Raw genomic sequence first — 20,577 nt, 5'->3', positions numbered from 1 at the left:
TATGAAGATATTGTTAGATATGACACCTTGTGGTCGGGGGACAAGCATCTGGGTATATGCTTTGCGTATCTTGAAGTCGTGGAGAGATGCAGATATAGGTGATGTAAAAATACGTCTTCTGATAAAAGAAGAAGCGGAACAGATTATTCAAACTGAATTTCCGAATTTTGAATATGTAGTTTTTAAACCCTATACGTATAACAATAGTGTTGCGGCGCTTTTTAGGTATAGTTGGTTTATAGTGGGGCGAGAATGGAGGAAGATAGTGGACGAACAGTTTGACTGTGATATATATGTATCTTTGGCATTGGACAGTTCTTCTTACAGAAGAATCAGACTCTATAGGGTGCAGGTAGTTCACGATCTTCAACCATTGAGGGTTTGGAGAGGAAGGATGAGGTTATTATTTCGTTTTTTGATTCCTAAACTACTGAAACATTCGGATAGGATAATCGCAATAACAGAGTTTGTGAAGCAAGATATATTGAAAACCTATCCGTTTATTTCTGCTGAAAAAATTTCGGTTGTCCACAATGGAGTAGCAGTGCAAAGAGTTACAGACAGTTTTCAAAAGGATCTGGATTGTAAATATTTATTGTATGTCAGCACTTTGTTTGAATACAAAAATGTAGGTACGTTAGTAAAATCTTTTATAGAATTGAAAGATAAGATACCTCATAAGTTGGTAATTGTTGGGAAGTCTACTCCTTATTGGGAGAATGCGGTACTGCCAATGATAAAAGAGCATGGTGTGGAAAACCGTGTTGTGCACCTTTCCCATTATGTCTCTGATGAAGATATTATACGTTTGTATCAGTCGGCAGACATTTTTATATCTCCTTCTTTACACGAAGGCTTTGGCTATACTCCGATTGAGGCGGCTATTTGCGGGACACCGGTTATTTGTACTAAAGAAACAGCTTTGCCTGAAGTCACTATGGGGCTGTTGAACTATTATGAACCCGCTTTAGATGCTATTGCGCTGAAAAGTAAAATAGAAGAAGTTTTGAACAATTATCCAACGGATGAACAATTGAAGAAAATTTCGGATATATTCAAGGCTAAATATGATATTACACAGCAAGCTATGAAGTTTCTCAATGTTCTTGTCCAATGTTCGAAATAGGTCGTGTTTTTTTTTGATAAGTTGCTTATCATTATTAAAATAGGATATGATGACTATATTGTTCGATTTCATTTCTCTGCAAGACTACCATAATGGCGGGGAAGAATATGTAAGGAAAGTGCTTGCCGACTTGTCAGCCCGGACTGACGTGAAGATTGTCGGGGTGTACGACTCCCGCTTGAAATTCCTGGATGATGATTATGCGGTTTTCTCCGCCCGGTATGTCCTCTCGGATATACAGTCGAAAACACTGTTGGAAATGGTGGAAACTTATAACGTGGACACGTTTTTCATCGGAATCGCACAGCGATACATAAATTATGATTTGTCGGGGATACGGTGCAGGGTTGTCTGTACGGTTCATGACATAGGGAATATAGAGATCGCCGAAAACCGCATTCACTTCTTGTATCACCATAGCTGGAAAGATTTTGTGAAAATTGGAATAGACTATTTTTGGAAAAATGGCAGATATGCCACCGCCAACCGGATAATGGGGCTTTATGACAGCCTGAGAGCTTTTTGGGTGAATGACAACGTTTCGCTTATAACCGTTTCTTCTTATACGAAAGATTCCCTTTTCTATTTCTTTCCGGAATTGTCGGGAAAGGAGATAAAGGTGTTGTATCCTCCGGTGAAAAACTATTTTTGCAGTCCGGAGGTGGAGAATGTGCTGTTGAAGCGTTTATTTCAGGAACGGAAACGGTTTCTGCTGTTGTTGAGTGCCGGCAGGGCGAATAAGAATTTCGATATACTGCGCAAGAGTTTCGTAAAGATAAGGCATGCTTTTCCTGATATGTATCTGGTTGTTACAGGGTTAAGGAAAGATATAAAAGAGGATAACGTCGTTTGTCTGAATTATGTGTCCAATTCTGATGTCGAGCATCTGTATAAGCAGGCTTGGGCTTTAGTCTATCCTTCGCTGGCGGAGGGGTTTGGCTATCCCCCGGTGGAAGCGATAAAATATTCTACGCCGGTACTTGCCTCGAATGTGTGTTCGATGCCCGAAGTATTAGGGAATGCCGCCGTTTATTTCTCGCCGTTTTATGAAAACGATTTGTTTTGTAAGATGAAATATCTGGATGCCAACTACCATCACTATCGGTTGAAAAGCGGAGAACGTTATGATGTAGTCAGCAAAAGGCAGGAGCAGGATTTCCGGTTGCTGGTTGCTGAAATATTAAAATAACCTGCCCCTTGCAGAGCGCAGCGGCGGAGCATCCCTTGTCGGGTGAGGAAAAGGAATGTCTGGCTGTTGCATGGGGCAGGCGGGATGGCAGTCTGCGGGCTTTACAGGCCCCGATACTCTGCCACGGCGTTGAAACAGGGGCATTCTTTCATCGGGTTCAGGTCGCGGTGGCCCACTATCAGCGCTTGCGGGAACAGCCGCTTCAGCTCGCGCAGCAGCGCCACGAGCGAGGCTTTCTGCTCCGGCGTGCGGGTGTCGGCGGGGCGGCGGTCGGCGGTGAGTCCGCCCTCGTAGCAGACGCCCACGGAGTGGCGATTGTGCCCCCGGCAATGTGCGCCGGTTTCGTCCAACGGACGGCCGCAGTGGATTTCGCCGTCGCGCGTCAGGTAGAAATGGCAGCCGATGTCGCGGAAGCCGCGATGGAAGATGTGGTCGCGGCGGCACTCCTCGAAGCTCAGGTCCACGCCCCGAGGCGTGGCCGAGCAGTGAACGACGATAAGGGTGACGGTTCTCATCGGCCTGTGCAGGATGTGAAACCGAATACGCTTGCCAGTGCGGTAGCCACCACCACGATGCTTTTGAGGATAATCCCCAAGACTGATTTTGATTTTGTGTTCATAAGGATTTTGATTTTAATGGTAAAAAAAATAATAAACTGATAATCAGCGATTAGTGATGAATGATTAGTGATTAATGATGAGTGATTAATCATTAATCATTCATCACTAATCACTGATTATTGCTACAGCGGATCTTCTTCTTCGTCGCCGCCCGTGGAGCCGCCTTCTACGCTGTACTTGGCAGCCTCTTTCAGGCGGCCGTCCAGATTGATTTGAGTGTTGCTCAGCTCGCCGGTGGCGCGTGCGCGGAGTCTCAGCCCCTTCACGTTGTCCGCCACGGTGAACTCGTCCGCCGATGCGGCGCCCTTCTTGCTGACGATGCCCACGGAGAAGATGGCGAGGTCGTCCAGCTTCACGTTCTTGCCGTCGAGAATAAGCTCTTTGATGCAAGCTATCATGTCGGTCAGCACGCCCTTGATAAGCCCGGCGGAGTAGGGCGTGTTATGGTTTGCCATGTGCTGCGCCAGTCGTGCGGTGTCGTAGGTTTCGTCTATCATGGGACGGGCATACCACAGCCCCTTAAGCGGATGGTTCTCTCCGGTAAACTGATACTTTTTGTAACGAATCATGATGTTTAAGTTTTAAGTTTTGAATTTTGGTTTTTAGGTTCTCTTTGTGATCACGAAGCAAAGATACGGCATGCTCCGGCGCGGTTTGTGCGTTACGGTAGGTTACGGTTCGTTATGGTTCGTTTCCGTTCGTTATTGTTGTTCCGGGATGCCAGTATGTGAAGAATTTTCGGTATATTTGCGAGAAAGAGAAACGCTAATGCCAAGGATATGAAACACTTTGAAATACGTACTTACGGGCGGACGGAACTCGCCCAGATCTATTGCCCGGGACTCTGCCCGCAGGCGGCTTTCCGCAAACTGAACCAGTGGATTGATTTCCACCCCACGCTGCGCGGCGAGCTGCGCGCCCTGGTCCCCTCGGACAAGGTGCGGACGTACACTCCGGCGCAGGTGCAGCTCATCTACAACGCGCTGGGCGAGCCTTTTTCGGTGGAAGCCGATGACAAGTAGAGACAGGTGTTTCCGTTCCGTAGAGTGCCACTTTAGCATCGTAAAGTGGCACTTTACGGAGCGGAACATGGCTCTTTAATTGTTAATTGTCAACTGTCAATTGTCAATTGAAAAGATTATCAATTACCCGTGTACCGCCCCATGGCATACTGGTTCTCCCGTATCTCGTCGCCGGTAAGCTCCACCAGCCGGTAGCCCCGTTTGCCCCCGGCGCGGACTGGCTCGAAACCCGCTTGGCTCAGCGAAATGCTTGTTGTGCCGGTTCAGCGCTTCCGGTTCATCGCCTTCCAGCCAGTAGTGGTAGCCGCTCTGCAGCAAGGCGTAGACTTGCGAGTAGACGCCCGCATAGTCCACCGGGAAATCGTAAGGACTGTCGATGCTCTCCACCTCGAAGGGCAGCCAGCGGCGGTTTCCGGTGGGGTCGGTCAGGAAGTGGGTGTTGTTGCTGGTGCCGCAAAAACTGGCAATGTGCCGGCGGTGCTCCTTGTAGTGGGCGTAGGCGGCGCGCTCATTCACGGTCTTCATGGTGGTGAGCGCCTTTATCTGGTTCACCTCCTGCGTCTCCATCTCGTCCAGCTCTTCCAAGCAGACGATGGCAAACTCGGAGAGGGTGAGCAGGTCGTCCTTGGTGATGCGGCGCGCGTTGCTCTTCAGGTAGAAGTAGCGGCGCAGCTCGGGCGCCAGCAGGTTGTTCAGCCAGGTGGTCTTGTAGATGCCCTGGCGGCCGGTGAGCACCAGTATCTCGTGGTTCACCACGTCCTCGTCGAGCAGCGCGGCCGCCATGCCCACCAGCCACTTCTTGAAGTAGTGGGCGAAGGAGATGGCGTTGTTGCGCACGTGCACGTGCGAGGCGAGCAGGGCTATGTGGTCGGTGACGCCGTCCCAGGGCGGGAGGTTGCGGAAATACGCTTCGAAGGGGTTGAACAGGGGAATGAACTCGGAGTCGAGCACGGCGCGTATGTGCGCCGCCGCCGGCTTCACTTCCTTGCACATGCGGCACCAAAGGGTGTTGACGTAGCGGTCCGTCAGTTCCTCGTACTTCCCGTCGGGGCTGTCGGCAGGCAGTGCCTCGCACTTGCCCGTGACGGTGTTCTTACGGAAAGCCCCCTGCGTGCTCAGAAACTCTTCTATTTCCGCCACCGATGCCAGGAACTCCGGTCGCCCCCCGTCGCCTGCGGCGTTTTTCTGTCGCGACGGCAGGGTGCGGGTGCCGTGCTCAGCGGTGTTGAGGTAGCAGGAGGCGAAGATGGCTGGCACGTTGCCGTCGTAGTCGGCAAAACGCTCCGCAGCCCATTCGGTGGCCGCGGCCTGCGCCACGCCGTAGGCATTGAGCAGATAGCCCGTGCGCATGATGTACTCGTTGCGGTGGTGCGCGGCATACTCCACCCCCTCGTCCGCCAGCTGGCGGGCCACGGCCTCCGTCACCCGCAGCAGGCGGCGGCGCAGCTTGTCGGCGGAAGTCTGCTTGCGCGCCCGGGCAGCGGCGGGGGCGGCGGAGCCGGACAGGTCGAACGGATCGGCGTCGGGACGGAAGAAAAACCGTTCGTCGTGCGCCAGCCCGCTCAGGCGGGTGGCGTTCTTGCACTTCAGGTCGCACTCCAGCCCTGTAAGGCGGGCATAGTGGGCGTTGATGGCGGCAAAGGCGCGCGCATGCAGGCGCAGGTCGTGGTCGTCGGTCAGTCCAGCGTAGCGGCACAGCAGCTGTATGCCGCTGCCGCTGATGGTGACGTATTGAAGCAGGGTGTGGCGGTCGGCGCGTATCAGCTCGAGGCAATGCTCCATCCGGTTGGCGGGCACGTGATCGATGTCCACGGGGCAGAGTCCCGTCCAGGCGCAGATGTGCCGCCGCTGCTTGCCGCCGCTGAAGCGCACCGCCACGGCAAAGCAGGGGCACGACGACTTTTCGCGGGCGGCCGCCGCGCTCTGCCCGTGTTGCAGGTAGTAGCGGTGCTTCTCGGTGTGTTCGGCTACGGCGCGGTCGTCGCGCAGCATGCCTACCACCGCCTGCAAGGTGGAGTCTGTGGGATGTGTGTCTGAATAGCCTTTGAAAAGACTTATGGGGTAGTTTTCCATTTTTTGTTGTTTTTTGGGTGTGATACTTTGTTGTAACTGTGGCGTAAAGGTGGAAATAATTCCCCGGATTTACTAATCGCTTGTTTTCCTCTTATGGGTTGAAAACACGGGCTTTCATTTAAGTGTATCCGCGCCTGAAAAGGAAATAAAATCGGCGTAGTCTGCGTCAGGAAGACAAGCATGAAGTCTGAATGAAACCGCCGTGCGATGGAAAACAAAACCGCGATATTTAACTGTAATTAACTCTTTCGGAGCGTTTTTTTGCCCTCAAACGTTAAAATAATTAAGATATAAAACTTTTCGCGCTTGCCGCATGTGACGCCTTGTCACCGTAGTTGCACGACTTTTTCCTCATGCGCGCGTCTGGGAGACACACGTCCTCCGCCTGCTTGTTCCGGAAAATTCCGTCCCTCGCGCGCGTATAGGCATAGACGCGAGGAAAAAGTCGTGCAAGTGTGGTGACAAGGCGTCACATGGCATTGCGGATTTTGCTCTTCCGATCGGAACATTTGTGTGAAAATAAGAATTGTGCATCCATGACAGTTTGTAAAGAATATTGTATAATAATTTAAGTGGATGAAAAGTATAAGACTGTTCTTTTATTTTTTCATTGCAGAGTTGTTGCTTTGTGGCAGCGGGCAGGTGATTCACGTGGCGGGCGGACTGACATTGCGTATGTTCAATTTTCTGATAGCAATCGGTCTGACCGTGCCATTAATCATAAACCGGCGTATAGGACAGTATGCAGGAAATATGCTGATGTTTTATCTGTTTACCACTATGGTGGCGCTCTCTTTTTGCTTGATATCCAATAATCAGGAGAATTTGTTCGCAGATATAAAGCAGCTGTCGTTTTTCCTTACGCTCCCGTTTATCTATTTCATGGTAAGCGACAAAAAGGTGATTCAGAATGTATGCTCCATAATCAAGTGGTCGTCTCTGTTCATGTCGGTAGCCTATCTGGTATATATTGTGCTTATAAAATATTTGAAGGTGATAGACTTCAATATTTTTTATGTCATGATGGAGGAAGAAAGCGACTTTATGTTCAGGGGAGATGAAGGGGAATTATTCTATAAAGGCTTCCTGTACCTGACGATTGGCCTCCTTTTCTGGATGAATGAGAAGAAATGGCTTTTCTCCCTTTTGCATTTGCTGGCTATTTATTATACCCAGACAAGAGGGTTTTATGTAATCACCTTGCTTGCCATACTACTGCTGTATGTCACGCGCCATAAGATGAAGCCATCCACCGCCGCTTCCTTGTTTCTGCTCTGCTTGTTGTTGCTTTTCGTAACCTTGCAGCTGGGATTGTTCGATGTAGGCGAGGACAGGACAGGCGGCGACGAATTGCGGATGCTGACAGCCCTGCAGGTTATTGAGCGAATCACCCCTTTTTCGTTTCTGTTCGGGCATGGGTTCGGGTATGGAGTGCCGGTAAGAGATATACACATGGAAAATTCTATCCTTGAGATTTTTCATAAGCAAGGCATCCTCGGACTGTCGTTCTGGGGCTTGCTGCTTTGGAAAATTTATGCTGACTATAAGCGCACGCCGACAGAGTATAAACAAACGGCATCCCTTTTTATGATAGGGGCGGTGTGTGTCTATGTCCAATCGCTGTTCAATCCTTTTCTTATCAATCCGATTGGGATGAGTTTTGTATTGCTCTCTTTTGTCGTTTCCAATAAGTTATCCCGGTTAAATGAAAGTTCTTTGCGTTATAATCTTGTTCAATAGAAAGTTGCAGGAGGCTGCGGCTTTTTCTACTTTGGTGAAAGGCGTGTTGTCCGACGGCATCCAATTGTATGTTTATGACAACTCTCCCAGTCCGGAACATTCGGAACATGATTTTCGGCACAATCCGTTTATCCACTATGTCTCCGACGTGACTAATCCCGGAGTTTCCGCAGGCTACAACCGTGCGTCCGATTTTGCGCTCCAGAACGGTTTTACATACCTTTTGCTCTTGGACCAGGATTCGACTTTCGACAGTTGCGATTACATACAGGCGTGCATCGAGAAAGCCGGAAAGCTGCCTCATATAAAGCTGTTTGTCCCTCAGGTAGTCACTACGTCGGGATGCCGTATGTCTCCCGTCCGCCTCAGGTTGAAAATCCCGACAAGATTCGTTTTTCAGGCAGGCAGGGAATATCCCATGAAGTCGGCAGGCATAATCAACAGCGGCATGTTCGTTGAGGTGAATGCCATGAAGAAAGCAGGCGGATATAATGAGAAGGTTTTCCTTGATTATTCCGATTACCAGTTTGTGGACAGACTGAGCGTTCTGTATAAATCATTTTATCTAATTGACAGGAAACTTATTCAGGATTTTTCAAATGAAGAAACGGATTCGGACAAATTGTTTGTACGGTATAAATTGTTCTGCAAAAGTCTGAAAGCCTATAAATCTGATTCCTTTGCAAGCAGATTAGCCATCGTCATCATACTACTCAAAAGGACTTTATCGCTCACGCTCCGGTGCAGGTCGGCAAAATTTCTGAAGCATTATTTATTCCCTAAGTCATAAACAACTTTTTCTATGATTTCCGTATGTATCGCCACTTACAACGGTGGCAAATATATCAAAGAGCAACTGGATTCCATTCTTCCGCAATTGGGAGGGGGGGATGAAGTAATTGTCTCCGATGACTCGTCGACAGACAACACGGTAGAAGCGATTGAAGCATTCGGCGACCGGCGCATAAAGATATATGCCTGCCAACGCTTCAAATCGCCGGTCTATAACTTTGAGAACGCGTTGAAAATGGCGAAGGGAGATTACATCTTCCTTTCCGACCAGGACGACGTGTGGGAACCCGGCAAAGTGGAAGTGATGATGAAGCATTTGCAGGGCAGCACGTTGGTGGTCAGCGATTGCCGCGTAGTGGATGCGGGCATGCGGGTGGTGCGTGACTCGTTTTGCCACGGCAAGGCGCGCCCGAAAGGCGTGATTGCTAACCTCGTTAGTAACAATTTCTTGGGCTGCTGCATGGCTTTCCGGAAAGAGCTTCTCAACAAAGCTTTGCCTTTTCCCCGAAATCTGGCGATGCACGATATCTGGCTGGGCATTTGCGCTTCGGCGTTTTATTCCGTGGAGTTCATTCCCGACAAATTGATTAGGTATCGCAGGCATGGAGACAATGCATCGTGTTCCGGAGAGAAGAGTCATTTGAAGTGGTCGTATAGAATAGCCTACCGCTGGCATTTCCTTATAGAATTATTAAAACGGAAATTTTCTTAATATAACAAACAATAAAAATGATACTGTTAGTTTCGCTTTTCGGAGATATAAACGCAGACAATTCACGGTTATATAATATATTTCACTATGCGCCGAATTTAGATACGCATGCGGTAGTATCGGATTTCAATCATAGGTGCAAACGTTACAAAGGACACGCGGAACATCCGGATTGTACTTTCCTGCATGTTCCTGCTTATAAGAAAAATCTTTCCGTCAGACGTTTGTACAGCCATCTTGTTTTCGCTTATAGGCTGAGGAAGTATTTGAATTCGCTTCGGGAGATTCCGACAACGGTTTATTGTGCCATGCCGGCTTCTACGGCTGCTTATGTTTGTGGAAAATATTGTAGGAAACACGGGGTGAAGCTGGTGATAGATGTAATAGACTTATGGCCGGATTCTTTGATGCCTATTGTAGGCGGAATGAAAGGCCGGTTGCTGAAATATGTCGTTTTTCCATGGAAGTGCATTACAGTGCGGGCGTATAAAATGGCGGATGCAATATTGGGAGAGTCGGTACGATATGCTAATGAAGCGGCTCTTTACAACGAAAAAGCTCTTGTGCATCCTTTGTATTTGGGAGTTGATAAAAGGATGGTGGAGAAACTTATTGCGGAAAGCGAACTGGTTCTTGACAAACCTGCGGGCGAGTTATGGATTGGGTATGCAGGCAGTTTGGGGACAAGTTATGATTTTGAAACTTTGATAAAAGGAGTGGCTGCCCTTAATGGGAAATACCGGTACAAACTTCTTTTTATAGGCGATGGGGTATGCCGTGCCGAAATAGAGAATCTTATTGACAAGTATTCTGTAAAGGCTGAAATCACAGGCTTTTTGAAATATGGAGATTTGTTGAAATATCTGTCGTGTTGCGATATTGCGGTGAATATTTTTCGTGACAATACGAAAGTTGTGCATAGTTATAAATTCAATGATTATGCAGCGGCAAACTGTTTTATCTTAAATTCTTTGCCGGGGGAGACTGCCGATATGATTGACCGATATAAGGTTGGGCTTAATTTCGATTTTAAAGACAATACACTGGACAAGGTGTTGTTACAATGTTCGGAACACTGGGCTGATTATAAGGAGTGGAAGCGGAATAATAAAAGGCTGGTGGATGAGTTGCTCGACAAGGACATCATATACTCTAAGTTGGAGGACATTTTGTCGTAAACTTTAAAAAAAACATGTCATTGTGGAAACAAGAGTATCTTGTTTATTCGCAACTGAAAAGAGTTTGCAACATGGTTATTTGAGTGATGATATTCTTGTGGATGCCATAAAATATATGCGGATGGCTCGTGAGAAGGGGCGAATGATTCTAAGCAAAAAATGGATGGATTGTTGGCAGAGAGAATGAGATGGAAGTAGTTCTTTTTTTATGAGTAAAATCATATTGTTCATCTTTGCAGTGTTCTATATAGTGCATCATTAAATCATTTATTATAGGAAAAAAGAGGAGCGGTATAGAGGCGTTTATTGTTTCGCTTCCTCAAAATAGAAGATATAGGAAATTGGCAGGTCTAATCAATTATTAAATCATGTATTCTCATTTTTTTAAGAGGGTGATTGATTTCATTCTCGTGTTATGCGTATTGGCTTTGATTTGGCCGATACTGCTACTTGTTACTATTTGGCTCCATTTCGCCAACAAAGGTGCTGGAGCATTCTTTACTCAGGAACGGCCGGGCAAAAATGGGAAAATATTCAAGGTGATCAAGTTTAAGACTATGACGGATGAACGGGATGCTGCCGGTAATCTGTTGCCTGATGCACAACGGCTGACGAAAGTAGGGAGGTTTGTCCGTTCAACTTCCATTGATGAGTTACCCCAGTTGATTAATGTCTTGAGAGGGGATATGTCGCTGATAGGTCCACGTCCTTTGCTCCCTCAATATCTTCCTCTGTATAATAAAGAACAAGCACGTAGGCATGAAGTCCGTCCGGGTATTACGGGCTGGGCACAGGTAAATGGACGGAATGCTATATCATGGACTAAGAAATTTGAATTGGATGTGTGGTATGTTGACCATTCTTCTTTTTTACTCGATTTGAAAATTATTTTTTTGACAATAAAAAAAGTTTTTATAAGAGAAGGCATCAGTTCTGAGACTTCGGCAACAATGGAATATTTTACCGGTAACAATTAAATTAATGAAAAATATTTTAATCACTTCTGCAGGAAAGCGGGTTGTGCTTGTAGAGCTATTTAAAAAGGCTTTAAAGGATTGTAATATTGATGCTATGGTATGTACCACAGATATGAATCCGGTTTTAGCGCCAGCTGGAATTATATCTGATAAATGCTTTAAAGTTCCTAAGGTAACAGCATCAGGCTATATTGATACTTTATTATCAATTTGTATTGATAACCATATTGGGATGGTGATACCGACTATTGATACAGAGTTACTCATCTTATCTGAAAATAAGGATAAATTTAGTGATAGACATATCTCTATTATAGTTTCCGATACATCTTTTATTCAGTTTTGCAGAGATAAACGTAATACCGGGGACTTCCTGCGAAAATTAGGCATTCGTGTTCCTAAACCAATTGATAAGTTTCATCCGGTTTTTCCTTTATTCGCAAAGCCTTATGACGGTTCGTTGTCCAAAGACTTGTTTGTAGTGAAGAGCCCTGATGAACTAACTCCGGAGATAATGCACCATCCCAAATTGATATTCATGGAATATATTGATAAGACCGAATATAAAGAATTCACAGTGGATATGTATTATGGCAAAGATCATTATGTCAAGTCTATTGTTCCTCGAGAGAGAATTGAAATACGGGCAGGTGAAATTAATAAAGGATATACAAGAAAGAACTATTTGGTCACCTATTTAAAGGAGAGAATGAATTACTTACCCGGAGTTGTCGGTTGTATTTGTATTCAACTATTTTATAGAGAACATGATAATGATGTAGTAGGTATCGAAATTAATCCTCGGTTTGGCGGTGGATATCCATTGTCGTATTATGCAAAAGCTGATTATCCTCGATATTTGATTCAAGAATATTTTTTGAATAAAGAAATTCGATATTCTGATAAATGGTTAGATAATACTTTGATGTTACGCTATGACTCAGAGATAATTGTTTATGAGAAAGAAAATAGTCATATTTGATTTGGATGATACTCTTTATAAGGAGATTGATTTTGTAAAATCGGCCTATATGGAGATTGCATTGTGGATTGGAAATGTATATGGGAAAAAAGGTGTGTACGAGTATATGCTATATTGTTATGAGCAGAAGCTAAATGTATTTCTATGTGTAAATAGTGAATATGAACTGGATATTCCATTGGTAACATATTTAAAGAAATACAGAGAGCATTTTCCAACAATATTTTTGTCTAACGATGCAGAGTACACTTTGAAGAGGATGCGTGAAGCCAATATTCCTTTAGGTATTATAACAGATGGTAGGAGTGTTACTCAATCTAATAAAATAAAAGCATTGAGACTTGATAGATATATGTCTTGGGAAAACTGTATCATATCAGAGGCTTTTGGTTACTCGAAACCTTCCACAGAGGCTTTTGGGTATTTCCAAAATAAATACGGAGATGCGGATTATTATTATATAGGCGATAATGTCTTAAAAGATTTTATAGCTCCCAACCAACTGGGGTGGACTACAATATGCTTGTTGGATGACGGGCGGAATATTCATAAACAGGTATCAGTTTCTGATAAGATGAAGCCTCAGTATGAGATTATTAATTTTCATGGTCTGGAAAACTTCATTTTGTAGAGTTCTCTTGATAACCGTCCGATGAGTGAAATACAGTTCCTTTATAACTATCTATAGTTTTATAAATCATATATATTTTTATGGACAAGCGAATTTATCTTTGCCTTGCTCACATGAGTGGCAAGGAGCAGGATTTCATACGTGAAGCCTTCGATACAAACTGGGTAGTTCCACTCGGTCCGAATGTAAATGGCTTTGAACAGGATTTGGAGACTTTTGTGGGCGGGCATAAGCATGTGGTGGCTTTGTCTGCCGGCACGGCTGCGGTACATTTGGCACTTTTGGCATGCGGTGTAGGTGCCGGCGACGAGGTGCTGGTACAGAGTTTTACGTTTTGTGCCTCGTCGCATCCGGTTACTTACTTGGGGGCGACACCGGTGTTTGTAGACAGTGAGGCAGAGACGTGGAACATGGACCCCTTCCTGTTGGAAAAGGCGATAGCGGACCGTATCGCCAAGACGGGCAGGAAGCCGAAGGCTATTGTGCCGGTTTATCTGTATGGCATGCCAGCGAAGATTGAGGAAATAATGCAGGTGGCTGCGAAGTATGACATTCCGGTGATAGAGGATGCCGCCGAAGGTTTTGGCAGCCGTTATAAGGGAGGTGTATGCGGTACTTTTGGCAGGTATGGCGTATTGTCTTTCAATGGTAATAAGATGATTACCACTTCGGGCGGGGGCGCATTGATATGTCCGGATGCGGAGTCCAAGAAAGAAATCATGTTCTATGCCACGCAGGCACGTGAGGCATATCCTTATTATCAGCACGAGCGTGTCGGTTATAATTATCGCATGAGCAATATCTGTGCCGGTATCGGTCGTGGTCAGATGACTGTTGCTGATGCCCATATAAAGCATCATAAGATGATTTGCTCGCTTTATCGTGATTTGCTGAGGGATGTGCCGGGGATTACGTTGCATATAAATCCTTCCACCGATTACGACAGTAACTATTGGCTGAATACGGTGTTGCTGGACGAATGTCTGCATGTGGCAGGGGAGGAGCATGCTTATGAGGAGAAGGCGCAAGGTGCTGTAGGTGGCGCTGCGGGTGTGACGCATGAGGCTTCTTCCACACATACGGACTGTGAACCTAACCGCAATGTGGAAGCCATGCGGTTATGGCTCAACAGGGCAGGTATCGAAAGCCGTCCGCTTTGGAAACCTATGCACAAGCAACCGGTGTATAAGGATAATCCTGCGTATACGAACGGTGTGAGTGAACGGCTGTTCAAGCAGGGCTTATGTCTGCCGAGTGGTCCGATGGTGACTGAGAATGATGCGCGATATATTGTGGCGAAGATAAAAGAGGGGCTGGTTGTCTGAATATAATTAATGTATTATAGGGAATAGCCGAAATCGTTCTTTGGGCGGAATGGTTTCAGCTATTTTTATGTGTTTGCAGGATGAACTTCACTGCAACCCAACGGTTCTTTTCTTTATGATACACGAAATGCAGTCCGTTACGTTCTGCTTCAGTTCGTATTACAGGGATGTCGTCTACATAAAAACCGCTCATGTATAGTTCCGACCCCGGATGCATGCGGCTTACATATTACTTCATGTCATTCAGCAGGATATTGCGGTTGATATTGGCAATGATTACATCGACTTCAATGCGGAAGCATCTCCCTGAAAAACGGAAATGCGGTCTACACCGTTTAATTCTATATTCTCAAGCGAATTGCGCACGCACCATTCATCTATGTCGATAGCCGTACAGGGGGCGGCACCGCGCATACGTGCCAATATGGCGAGATTGGAATTTCTTGTGTCTTCATTCCTACATAAGAGAATATCAATATCCCGTCAGCCGGAATATTAAGAGAGAATTTTCCGTCAATATCAGTAATGGTACCATTGCTGTTATTGCCTTTCTGTACTACAGAAGCGCCGATGACCGCTTCTCCTGTTTTGTCTTTCACAATACCTTTGATTGTTAAATTCTGCGCAGATATGCCGATGGGCATTGCCATGGTAAATAGCAATAGTAATGTTGCTGTTATTATGCGCATGCTTGTTACTTTAGATATTCGCTGCATATAATTAAAATGTATGATAATCTCTGTTTGACTTTGCTTTTAGGTTGACCATTCTCTTCAGGGAGCAACTGCTCCTGAAATTGTAGATGTCCGAACCGCCACAAAAACTATGCTCACGGAATATAGGCCGACAACAATAATCTTCTTTCCACAAAATCTCTCTTAAAATTAACCTATATACATAACTTTTATATTATTACTTTATAAATATAATTATATTAATCAAGACTCAAAAAAAAGGAATAAAAATATTTCTTCCACTAAAGATAATTTTGGAACATTTTACTCATTCCTTTACGCTCCGCTAAAGGATAAACTTTAGAAATTGCTGGCAAATTTCGTAGCTTTTACAATTGAAAAGTTGAACCTGCTGTTAAGGCAAGCAAGTGGTTTCGATAAATGAAGTGCATATCTATAATAACGTAACTTCGGTGTAAAATTAAAACAGTAAATTGCCAGTCAATTTACACACATTAATAGCGGGTTTCTTTTCAAAGGTAGACGCGTAAGTGAGAAAAAATATAAAACTAATACCAGTACAGAGTTCCAAACCATAATTTTTCATAGAACCTGGCTTGTTAGTGTGTTAAAAGATAAAAAGTAAAGTGATGTAGAATAAATCTTTTATTTTTTTCTATCTTAATGGCGAATAAGATATTTTATTATTAACTTTAGTATCAAAAGAATTACGAGCAGATATAATACAAAAGGGTATAATAATGACCCGGAAGAAGATGATGAGGATTATTACTCTCCAACAGATTGGGATAAAAATCCTTTTGAATCTGATGAAGATTATGCAGACCGAATTCAAGACTAAGAAGACTACCTTGATATTCTTAACAAGGATTAAAAGTTTAGAAATATTGTAATCGAAACTCTCTAATTTTAGAATTATAGCGGTAGGGATAATTACAATATTCTTTCCTATTTTACGTGAGTTGGGCATAAACAACAACAATAAATTGTTTGTCATTGACAGTTTCAATCAAAGCTTTTTTATAAGTAGCATCTTATCAACTGGCTGTTCTTATCATAAGCCTTTTAAATATCCTATGAATCAATACCTGACATTTATGATAAGTAAAAGTTTATGGTAGTATAGGACTCAATGAAGTACTTTTAGGCATTTACAACTCTGGTATCTGTATTTGTAACTAATGAAATGCAAAATGAGATTAACGTCTCTATAAAAAAAACTACCATTAATCATCAGAAAATATATACACATGATTAGACAAGCATTTCCGAACACATAATGAATAAATAAATCCATAATCAGATTAAATCCTCCGATAAACGAAATGAAGGACTACGTTATTTCTATAATGTTAAAACAGTTATCCCTTTCATCAAAGATAAGCCCCAATCCTGTTTTGCCAGCCGCATTTGTTCCTTTTTTTCATTAGAATTTTCTGTAGGCTTCGCCATGAAAATTCTAATGAAAAAGAATGCGGCGGCAAACGGATTGGAGCTGGTTGGAAGATTACAGGGATTAACTGCGACTGACATGACGCATGGCTATTAAACGAGGCTATCATTATAAGAATCAATATCTATGAAGAACCGAGGAAGATTCAGAACAACAAAAAAGCAAAGAGCAACCTTAAGCTTTTCCGACAACAAGACAGGGATTTCAGCTCCCTCCAATCTGCATGAGTTGTGGCTGCGCTGTCTAATCTTTCTTTCCCTTTTCCAGCTTGCCTATGCTTTCTGTTCCTGCTTTTCCTGCAACTGCCATGAAATCTGACACCCCGTTTCTTGGCAGTCGCGCAATTCGGTATAGCAGGCTGTAATGAGCAAATTTAAAAGCAGCAGGTAAACAAGAGCGCCCGTTTGACATTCCCATGCAGACATGAGACAGCCATTACTACTTTCATTTTTTTTCCAATGTAAGATACTCCCTCTTGCTTTCCAACGACTGATATTTTTCCTTTGAACTAATGGACTTCAAAGGGTGAGCCGACAAGACACCATCACGTACCACTTTGTCCGGAGCAACGTTCAGCACTACCAGATGATGATATGCCGCACCGTTGCTGATGACGCTGCCGTCCCTTGCACATGCCATTCCTCGTATAGCGAAGGAAATCGATGAAGCCACGCCAAACATCTACATCCACGTTTACCATGACACAATACCCGGGTAACCTATTTCCTTCAAATACGTTTCTATTTTCAGCCGTAAATCACACCTGCTTTTAAGAGTGGATGTGGAAAAAACGAACTTCTCCTGCTCGTATTCTTTCAGATAATCGACAAGCGTAATGTACGAGCGCTTTACTTTGTCCCACTGATGTACACCGTGGTTCTGTAATGCAAAAATGCCCCACCTTGATTTTGTCGGCTATCTACCTCGTATGGATATTCCGCTGACGGTCAAGCGGTGTCAATTCGGGCATAAGGCATAAACCGAGTGTTTCTACTTTACGTACACCTTTTACATAAATGTCGAAATATAAACTCATGTTTCCGTTAGCCAGTTTATGCTGACGGACGGGCTCTTTTATTTTCTGGACTTTCTTCGGCCGCGCTATGATTATTTTCTTTTTTACAAACTAACTTTCCCATACCTTATAGGTATATTTGAAATATGCAGCGAAATACAGTTAAAACAATGCTTTAATATGCTTATATAAACAATATCGGGAAAGGTTATAACAAAATAATATACAGATTATTATACTTCCTATTATAATTATTTTTTCCAAACAAAAAACTTATACTTCGCAGATTTTTATAATCGATAAAATGCAGTTATAAATAGAGGAAACTCCTTTGGAATCTCCATAGCAAACAGGATAATTTCCCTTAAAAATGATTTTACGCCAGACACCTTTCCACCTTTTCCATATCTCGCATAATGGACTGGTCAAGAACCTTCGCATAATGCCTCGTCATATTAAGGTTGGCATGACCAAGAATCTTGGCCACATTTTCCATTGAGACATCATTGGCCAAGAAAACTACAGTTGCTGCGGTATGCCGGGCAACGTGCGTGGTCAGGCGCTTCTTGATGTGACAAATGTCAGCTATTTCCTTTAGATAGGCATTGGCTTTCTGATTGCTCAGTACAGGCAAAAGCAGATGCTGCTCGTTGGAAACAGCATAACTTTCGTACTTGTCAAGAATTTCCTTGGCGGCACTCAACAGAGGGATATTGCACATTTCCTTGGTCTTTTGTCTCGGTTTGCGAATCCAAAGTTTTCCTTGTGCGTCTTTCACCAGATGATCGGCCGTAAGTTGGGATACATCCACAAAAGCCAAACCAGTGAAGCAACAAAAGACAAAAACATCCCTTACCTGCTCCAAACGTGGTATGTCAAATTCCTTGTTCCGGATAGTATTCAGTTCTTCACTGGAAAGGAAGCCGACCTCAACCTCGTTCTCCTTGAAGTGCAATCCGTAAAAAGGATCTCTCTTTATCCATTCATTGCCTATTGCAATTCGAATCACTTTCCGGAAATTCTTGATATGTTTCAATGCGGAATTGTTCTGGCAGTTCTTCTCGGTTTTAAGGAAAAATTCAAAGTTGCGCACAAATTCCTGGTCTATTTCCTGAAGTGCAATATCCTCCTTGCCGTATTGGGAGCGCAAATACTGTCCCAGATATAAAAGAGATGTATCGAATTTACGTATGGTCCCTTCCACGTATTCTTTACCGACCAGGGCACGGCATTTGTCATTGTGCTCCTTGAACACCTCCAGCAACATCTTTTGATCCTTTCCGTAATAACGTTTAAGTATTGCGGATGCCGATACGGGTTGCCGGGCCTCCAGTTCAAGGTCGCACTGGATTTGTAGAATCTTCAGACGCACGGCATCAAGGAAACTGTTCAGTTCCTTGGCTTCCCGGTCTTTTCCTTTGGAGCAGCCCTTAGCCTGGCACCATTTGTCAACCGGGACACTCCGCTTAATTCTAATTTCCACAGACTGTTTGTTGACTGTTATTCTCACACAGATAGGAGCCTCACCGTTTCTGAGCAGTTTTGTCTTCTTGATAAAAAACAAAACATTCATTGTCTCTCGTTGAACCTTTGTCATAAACGCATCAATTTAGGTTTTGCAAAAATACATTCCAAACTCAAATGTCAAACTAAACAAGTAAGGGGGACAATTCACTTTGTGTGTAAATAAAGGTAGGTGTAAATATGGCTGAAGCGCCTATGTACAAAGGGATTGACGCATATTTGGATGTGTCCGAGAAATCAAATCGAATTGTTACATTATGAGACATGAGTGCTACATTTGAGCTGGAAACGAAGACGATTTAAACAGTCAAATGTTACATTGAGATAAAATGAGGGCTGAATTGACGCTTTTTGAGGCGCAAATCAGCCTTTTTTTCAATGTTTTGGTTAGGTTACTCTTGGGTACTACGAATAAGGTGAGACTGCTTAATAATGGCCCTACGGGTTATTTTAACGCCACCATCAACGAGGCCGGCATGAAGCAAAGAGTTCTTTTTGATACCTATTTGAGCGTCATTTAGGACGGTGTAGATAGCGCTGATGCTGCCGAAATAATAGTCCTTTTTCTCGAAAATGAGATGTACGTGAATTACTTTAGTCATAAATTCATTATTTAGATATTTCTTTCCACAAATATATTCTAAATAATTATTATATAGAAGTATTTTAATAGAAAAAATATACTGTTTAAAGTGTTTAGAAAGAGTGGCTATCTATTCTATAAAATTGAGGTAAGCAGCGACAATAATAAGAGGAAATAATAGAGTGTCGAAATGTTAAATAGCGAATTGGGCATACTGTTGGGCATACCAAGTTGGGCATACTTTCTACTATGATTTTGAGGTATGTTTTTTATATGATATTTCCTTTTAAGCTATGTTTTTAAGCGTTTAAATAGACATTTATAGGGGGATAGTATAGTTCTTTTAGTATGTGATACGGTTGCACATCTTTTATAAGTGCTTGATTTATAGTGGGTGTTTATAAAATAAATGCTATTTTAGCGTCATAAACGCGTGTGCGTCACAAAGAATGGCAGTATAGCTCAGTTGGTAGAGCGCAGGTATGCATACGTGATGATACGTGTATGCAGGTCTTTTGTCACAAGTTCGAGTCTTGTTGCTGCCACAATGGTTTTTGAAGGTAGAGACGAACGTTCCCACTATTCAGCACTCCGTCTGAGGGAATTAAACGTACGGAGATTTAAGGTAATTGATTGATTGTTGGTGGAAACGGGGTTGTGTCAAAACGTTGGCACAACCTTTTTTTATGATTTATAGTCCTACTATCTTTTCTTTTGCTTATGCTGCTTTTTTCTCATTCATTTGGTAAGAAGTTGCCATCTTCCACTTGTAGCGGTTTATAAACAGCCCAATAAGCATAGATTTAGCAAATGTAATAAGTCCCTTTCCTGCTTTTCGCATTTTTGCACACATCTTTTTGATATTAAAAGCTATGGCAAAGAAGGCAAAGTCCATTGTCACCTTGTCTTCTCCCACATGCCGGAACCTTCTGTATGCCAT

22 protein-coding genes, 1 tRNA gene and 1 pseudogene are annotated in these 20,577 nt (G+C 43.8%); 13 read left to right on the top strand and 11 right to left on the bottom strand.

Translation table 11 applies throughout. The features are described from left to right. Window position 1 precedes the first annotated feature (1 nt). Both C233_RS0105990 and C233_RS0105985 read left to right on the top strand, forming a co-directional pair. Window positions 2–1,126 carry a glycosyltransferase family 4 protein gene (locus tag C233_RS0105990; protein ID WP_018666687.1) on the top strand — a complete coding sequence of 375 codons (1,125 nt, stop codon included), beginning with the start codon at window positions 2–4 and terminating at the stop codon, window positions 1,124–1,126. Between the two features lie 46 nt (window positions 1,127–1,172). Continuing rightward, the gene (locus C233_RS0105985; protein ID WP_018666686.1) at window positions 1,173–2,315 is read left to right on the top strand and encodes a glycosyltransferase; all 1,143 of its coding nucleotides are present in this window, start codon (window positions 1,173–1,175) and stop codon (window positions 2,313–2,315) included. 101 nt (window positions 2,316–2,416) lie between these two features. Here C233_RS0105985 and C233_RS0105980 read toward each other — a convergent pair whose 3' ends face one another. From C233_RS0105980 to C233_RS0105975, 3 genes are all read right to left on the bottom strand, one after another. Next, on the bottom strand, window positions 2,417–2,830 hold the full coding sequence (locus tag C233_RS0105980; RefSeq protein WP_018666685.1) for an N-acetylmuramoyl-L-alanine amidase: 414 nt from the start codon (window positions 2,828–2,830) through the stop codon (window positions 2,417–2,419). Further along, window positions 2,827–2,934, bottom strand: coding sequence for a smalltalk protein (locus tag C233_RS24010; RefSeq protein ID WP_154656056.1), 108 nt, complete (start codon window positions 2,932–2,934; stop codon window positions 2,827–2,829). Before C233_RS24010 ends, C233_RS0105980 begins: the two co-directional genes overlap by 4 nt. 123 nt (window positions 2,935–3,057) lie before the next feature. Further along, window positions 3,058–3,504 (bottom strand): HU family DNA-binding protein, encoded by a 447-nt coding sequence (locus C233_RS0105975; RefSeq protein ID WP_018666684.1) that lies wholly within the window; start codon window positions 3,502–3,504, stop codon window positions 3,058–3,060. 210 nt (window positions 3,505–3,714) lie between these two features. On the opposite strand from C233_RS0105975, the gene C233_RS0105970 reads away from it, so the two are divergent. Then, on the top strand, window positions 3,715–3,957 hold the full coding sequence (locus C233_RS0105970; RefSeq protein ID WP_018666683.1) for a DUF4248 domain-containing protein: 243 nt from the start codon (window positions 3,715–3,717) through the stop codon (window positions 3,955–3,957). A 123-nt stretch (window positions 3,958–4,080) separates the two neighbouring features. Here the strand turns inward: C233_RS0105970 and C233_RS22340 are convergent, their stop codons facing one another. Continuing rightward, window positions 4,081–6,030 (bottom strand): VapE domain-containing protein, encoded by a 1,950-nt coding sequence (locus C233_RS22340; RefSeq protein ID WP_244149055.1) that lies wholly within the window; start codon window positions 6,028–6,030, stop codon window positions 4,081–4,083. A 576-nt stretch (window positions 6,031–6,606) separates the two neighbouring features. Between C233_RS22340 and C233_RS0105960 the strand changes: the two genes are divergently transcribed. The 9 genes from C233_RS0105960 (at window position 6,607) to C233_RS0105920 (ending at window position 14,367) form a co-directional block, all read left to right on the top strand. Next, window positions 6,607–7,770 carry a hypothetical protein gene (locus C233_RS0105960; RefSeq protein WP_018666682.1) on the top strand — a complete coding sequence of 388 codons (1,164 nt, stop codon included), beginning with the start codon at window positions 6,607–6,609 and terminating at the stop codon, window positions 7,768–7,770. After that, window positions 7,760–8,560, top strand: coding sequence for a glycosyltransferase family protein (locus C233_RS23205; protein ID WP_025069227.1), 801 nt, complete (start codon window positions 7,760–7,762; stop codon window positions 8,558–8,560). The genes C233_RS0105960 and C233_RS23205 overlap by 11 nt, the downstream gene beginning before the upstream one ends. Before the next feature lie 12 nt (window positions 8,561–8,572). Further along, the gene (locus C233_RS0105950; protein WP_018666680.1) at window positions 8,573–9,274 is read left to right on the top strand and encodes a glycosyltransferase family 2 protein; all 702 of its coding nucleotides are present in this window, start codon (window positions 8,573–8,575) and stop codon (window positions 9,272–9,274) included. A gap of 371 nt (window positions 9,275–9,645) precedes the next feature. Next, window positions 9,646–10,452: a glycosyltransferase family protein gene (locus tag C233_RS0105945; RefSeq protein WP_241217644.1), complete on the top strand. Its 807-nt coding sequence runs from the start codon at window positions 9,646–9,648 to the stop codon at window positions 10,450–10,452. Between the two features lie 22 nt (window positions 10,453–10,474). Further along, window positions 10,475–10,639 (top strand): hypothetical protein, encoded by a 165-nt coding sequence (locus C233_RS24005; RefSeq protein WP_154656055.1) that lies wholly within the window; start codon window positions 10,475–10,477, stop codon window positions 10,637–10,639. A gap of 181 nt (window positions 10,640–10,820) precedes the next feature. Continuing rightward, the gene (locus C233_RS0105935; protein ID WP_018666678.1) at window positions 10,821–11,429 is read left to right on the top strand and encodes a sugar transferase; all 609 of its coding nucleotides are present in this window, start codon (window positions 10,821–10,823) and stop codon (window positions 11,427–11,429) included. A 4-nt stretch (window positions 11,430–11,433) separates the two neighbouring features. Beyond that, on the top strand, window positions 11,434–12,411 hold the full coding sequence (locus C233_RS0105930; protein ID WP_018666677.1) for an ATP-grasp domain-containing protein: 978 nt from the start codon (window positions 11,434–11,436) through the stop codon (window positions 12,409–12,411). After that, entirely contained in the window at window positions 12,386–13,042 is a 657-nt protein-coding gene (locus tag C233_RS0105925; protein ID WP_018666676.1) for an HAD family hydrolase, read from the top strand. Before C233_RS0105930 ends, C233_RS0105925 begins: the two co-directional genes overlap by 26 nt. Before the next feature lie 80 nt (window positions 13,043–13,122). Further along, entirely contained in the window at window positions 13,123–14,367 is a 1,245-nt protein-coding gene (locus C233_RS0105920; RefSeq protein ID WP_025069226.1) for a DegT/DnrJ/EryC1/StrS family aminotransferase, read from the top strand. A gap of 55 nt (window positions 14,368–14,422) precedes the next feature. On the opposite strand, the pseudogene C233_RS22330 reads toward C233_RS0105920, so the two are convergent. From C233_RS22330 to C233_RS0105880, 6 genes and pseudogenes are all read right to left on the bottom strand, one after another. Further along, a pseudogene (locus C233_RS22330) lies at window positions 14,423–14,805 on the bottom strand (50S ribosomal protein L11 methyltransferase); the annotation flags it as partial. Then, window positions 14,745–15,011, bottom strand: a complete 267-nt coding sequence (locus tag C233_RS23500; RefSeq protein WP_306302636.1) for a carboxypeptidase-like regulatory domain-containing protein — start codon at window positions 15,009–15,011, stop codon at window positions 14,745–14,747. The pseudogene C233_RS22330 and the gene C233_RS23500, both read right to left, overlap by 61 nt. 1,948 nt (window positions 15,012–16,959) lie before the next feature. Then, a complete protein-coding gene (locus tag C233_RS24755; RefSeq protein WP_241217643.1) occupies window positions 16,960–17,154 on the bottom strand; it encodes a hypothetical protein in 195 nt (64 codons plus the stop codon). Between the two features lie 280 nt (window positions 17,155–17,434). Further along, the gene (locus tag C233_RS24750) at window positions 17,435–17,566 is read right to left on the bottom strand and encodes an Arm DNA-binding domain-containing protein (protein WP_262482859.1); all 132 of its coding nucleotides are present in this window, start codon (window positions 17,564–17,566) and stop codon (window positions 17,435–17,437) included. Window positions 17,567–17,906: 340 nt separating this feature from the next. Further along, on the bottom strand, window positions 17,907–19,127 hold the full coding sequence (locus tag C233_RS0105885; RefSeq protein WP_018666669.1) for a site-specific integrase: 1,221 nt from the start codon (window positions 19,125–19,127) through the stop codon (window positions 17,907–17,909). Window positions 19,128–19,446: 319 nt separating this feature from the next. After that, on the bottom strand, window positions 19,447–19,656 hold the full coding sequence (locus C233_RS0105880; protein WP_018666668.1) for a hypothetical protein: 210 nt from the start codon (window positions 19,654–19,656) through the stop codon (window positions 19,447–19,449). A gap of 432 nt (window positions 19,657–20,088) precedes the next feature. On the opposite strand from C233_RS0105880, the gene C233_RS0105875 reads away from it, so the two are divergent. Next, window positions 20,089–20,182 (top strand) — tRNA-OTHER (locus tag C233_RS0105875). 173 nt (window positions 20,183–20,355) lie between these two features. On the opposite strand, the gene C233_RS22325 is transcribed toward C233_RS0105875, so the two are convergent. Next, the coding region (locus C233_RS22325) for a transposase (protein ID WP_018666667.1) at window positions 20,356–20,577 on the bottom strand (222 nt) is incomplete at its 5' end.

It is taken from the genome of Bacteroides gallinarum DSM 18171 = JCM 13658 (assembly GCF_000374365.1).
In the GTDB taxonomy this organism is placed as follows: Bacteria; Bacteroidota; Bacteroidia; order Bacteroidales; family Bacteroidaceae; genus Bacteroides; species Bacteroides gallinarum.
The sequence above is the reverse complement of the archived record's forward strand: the minus strand, read 5'-3'. Positions and strand labels throughout refer to the sequence as shown.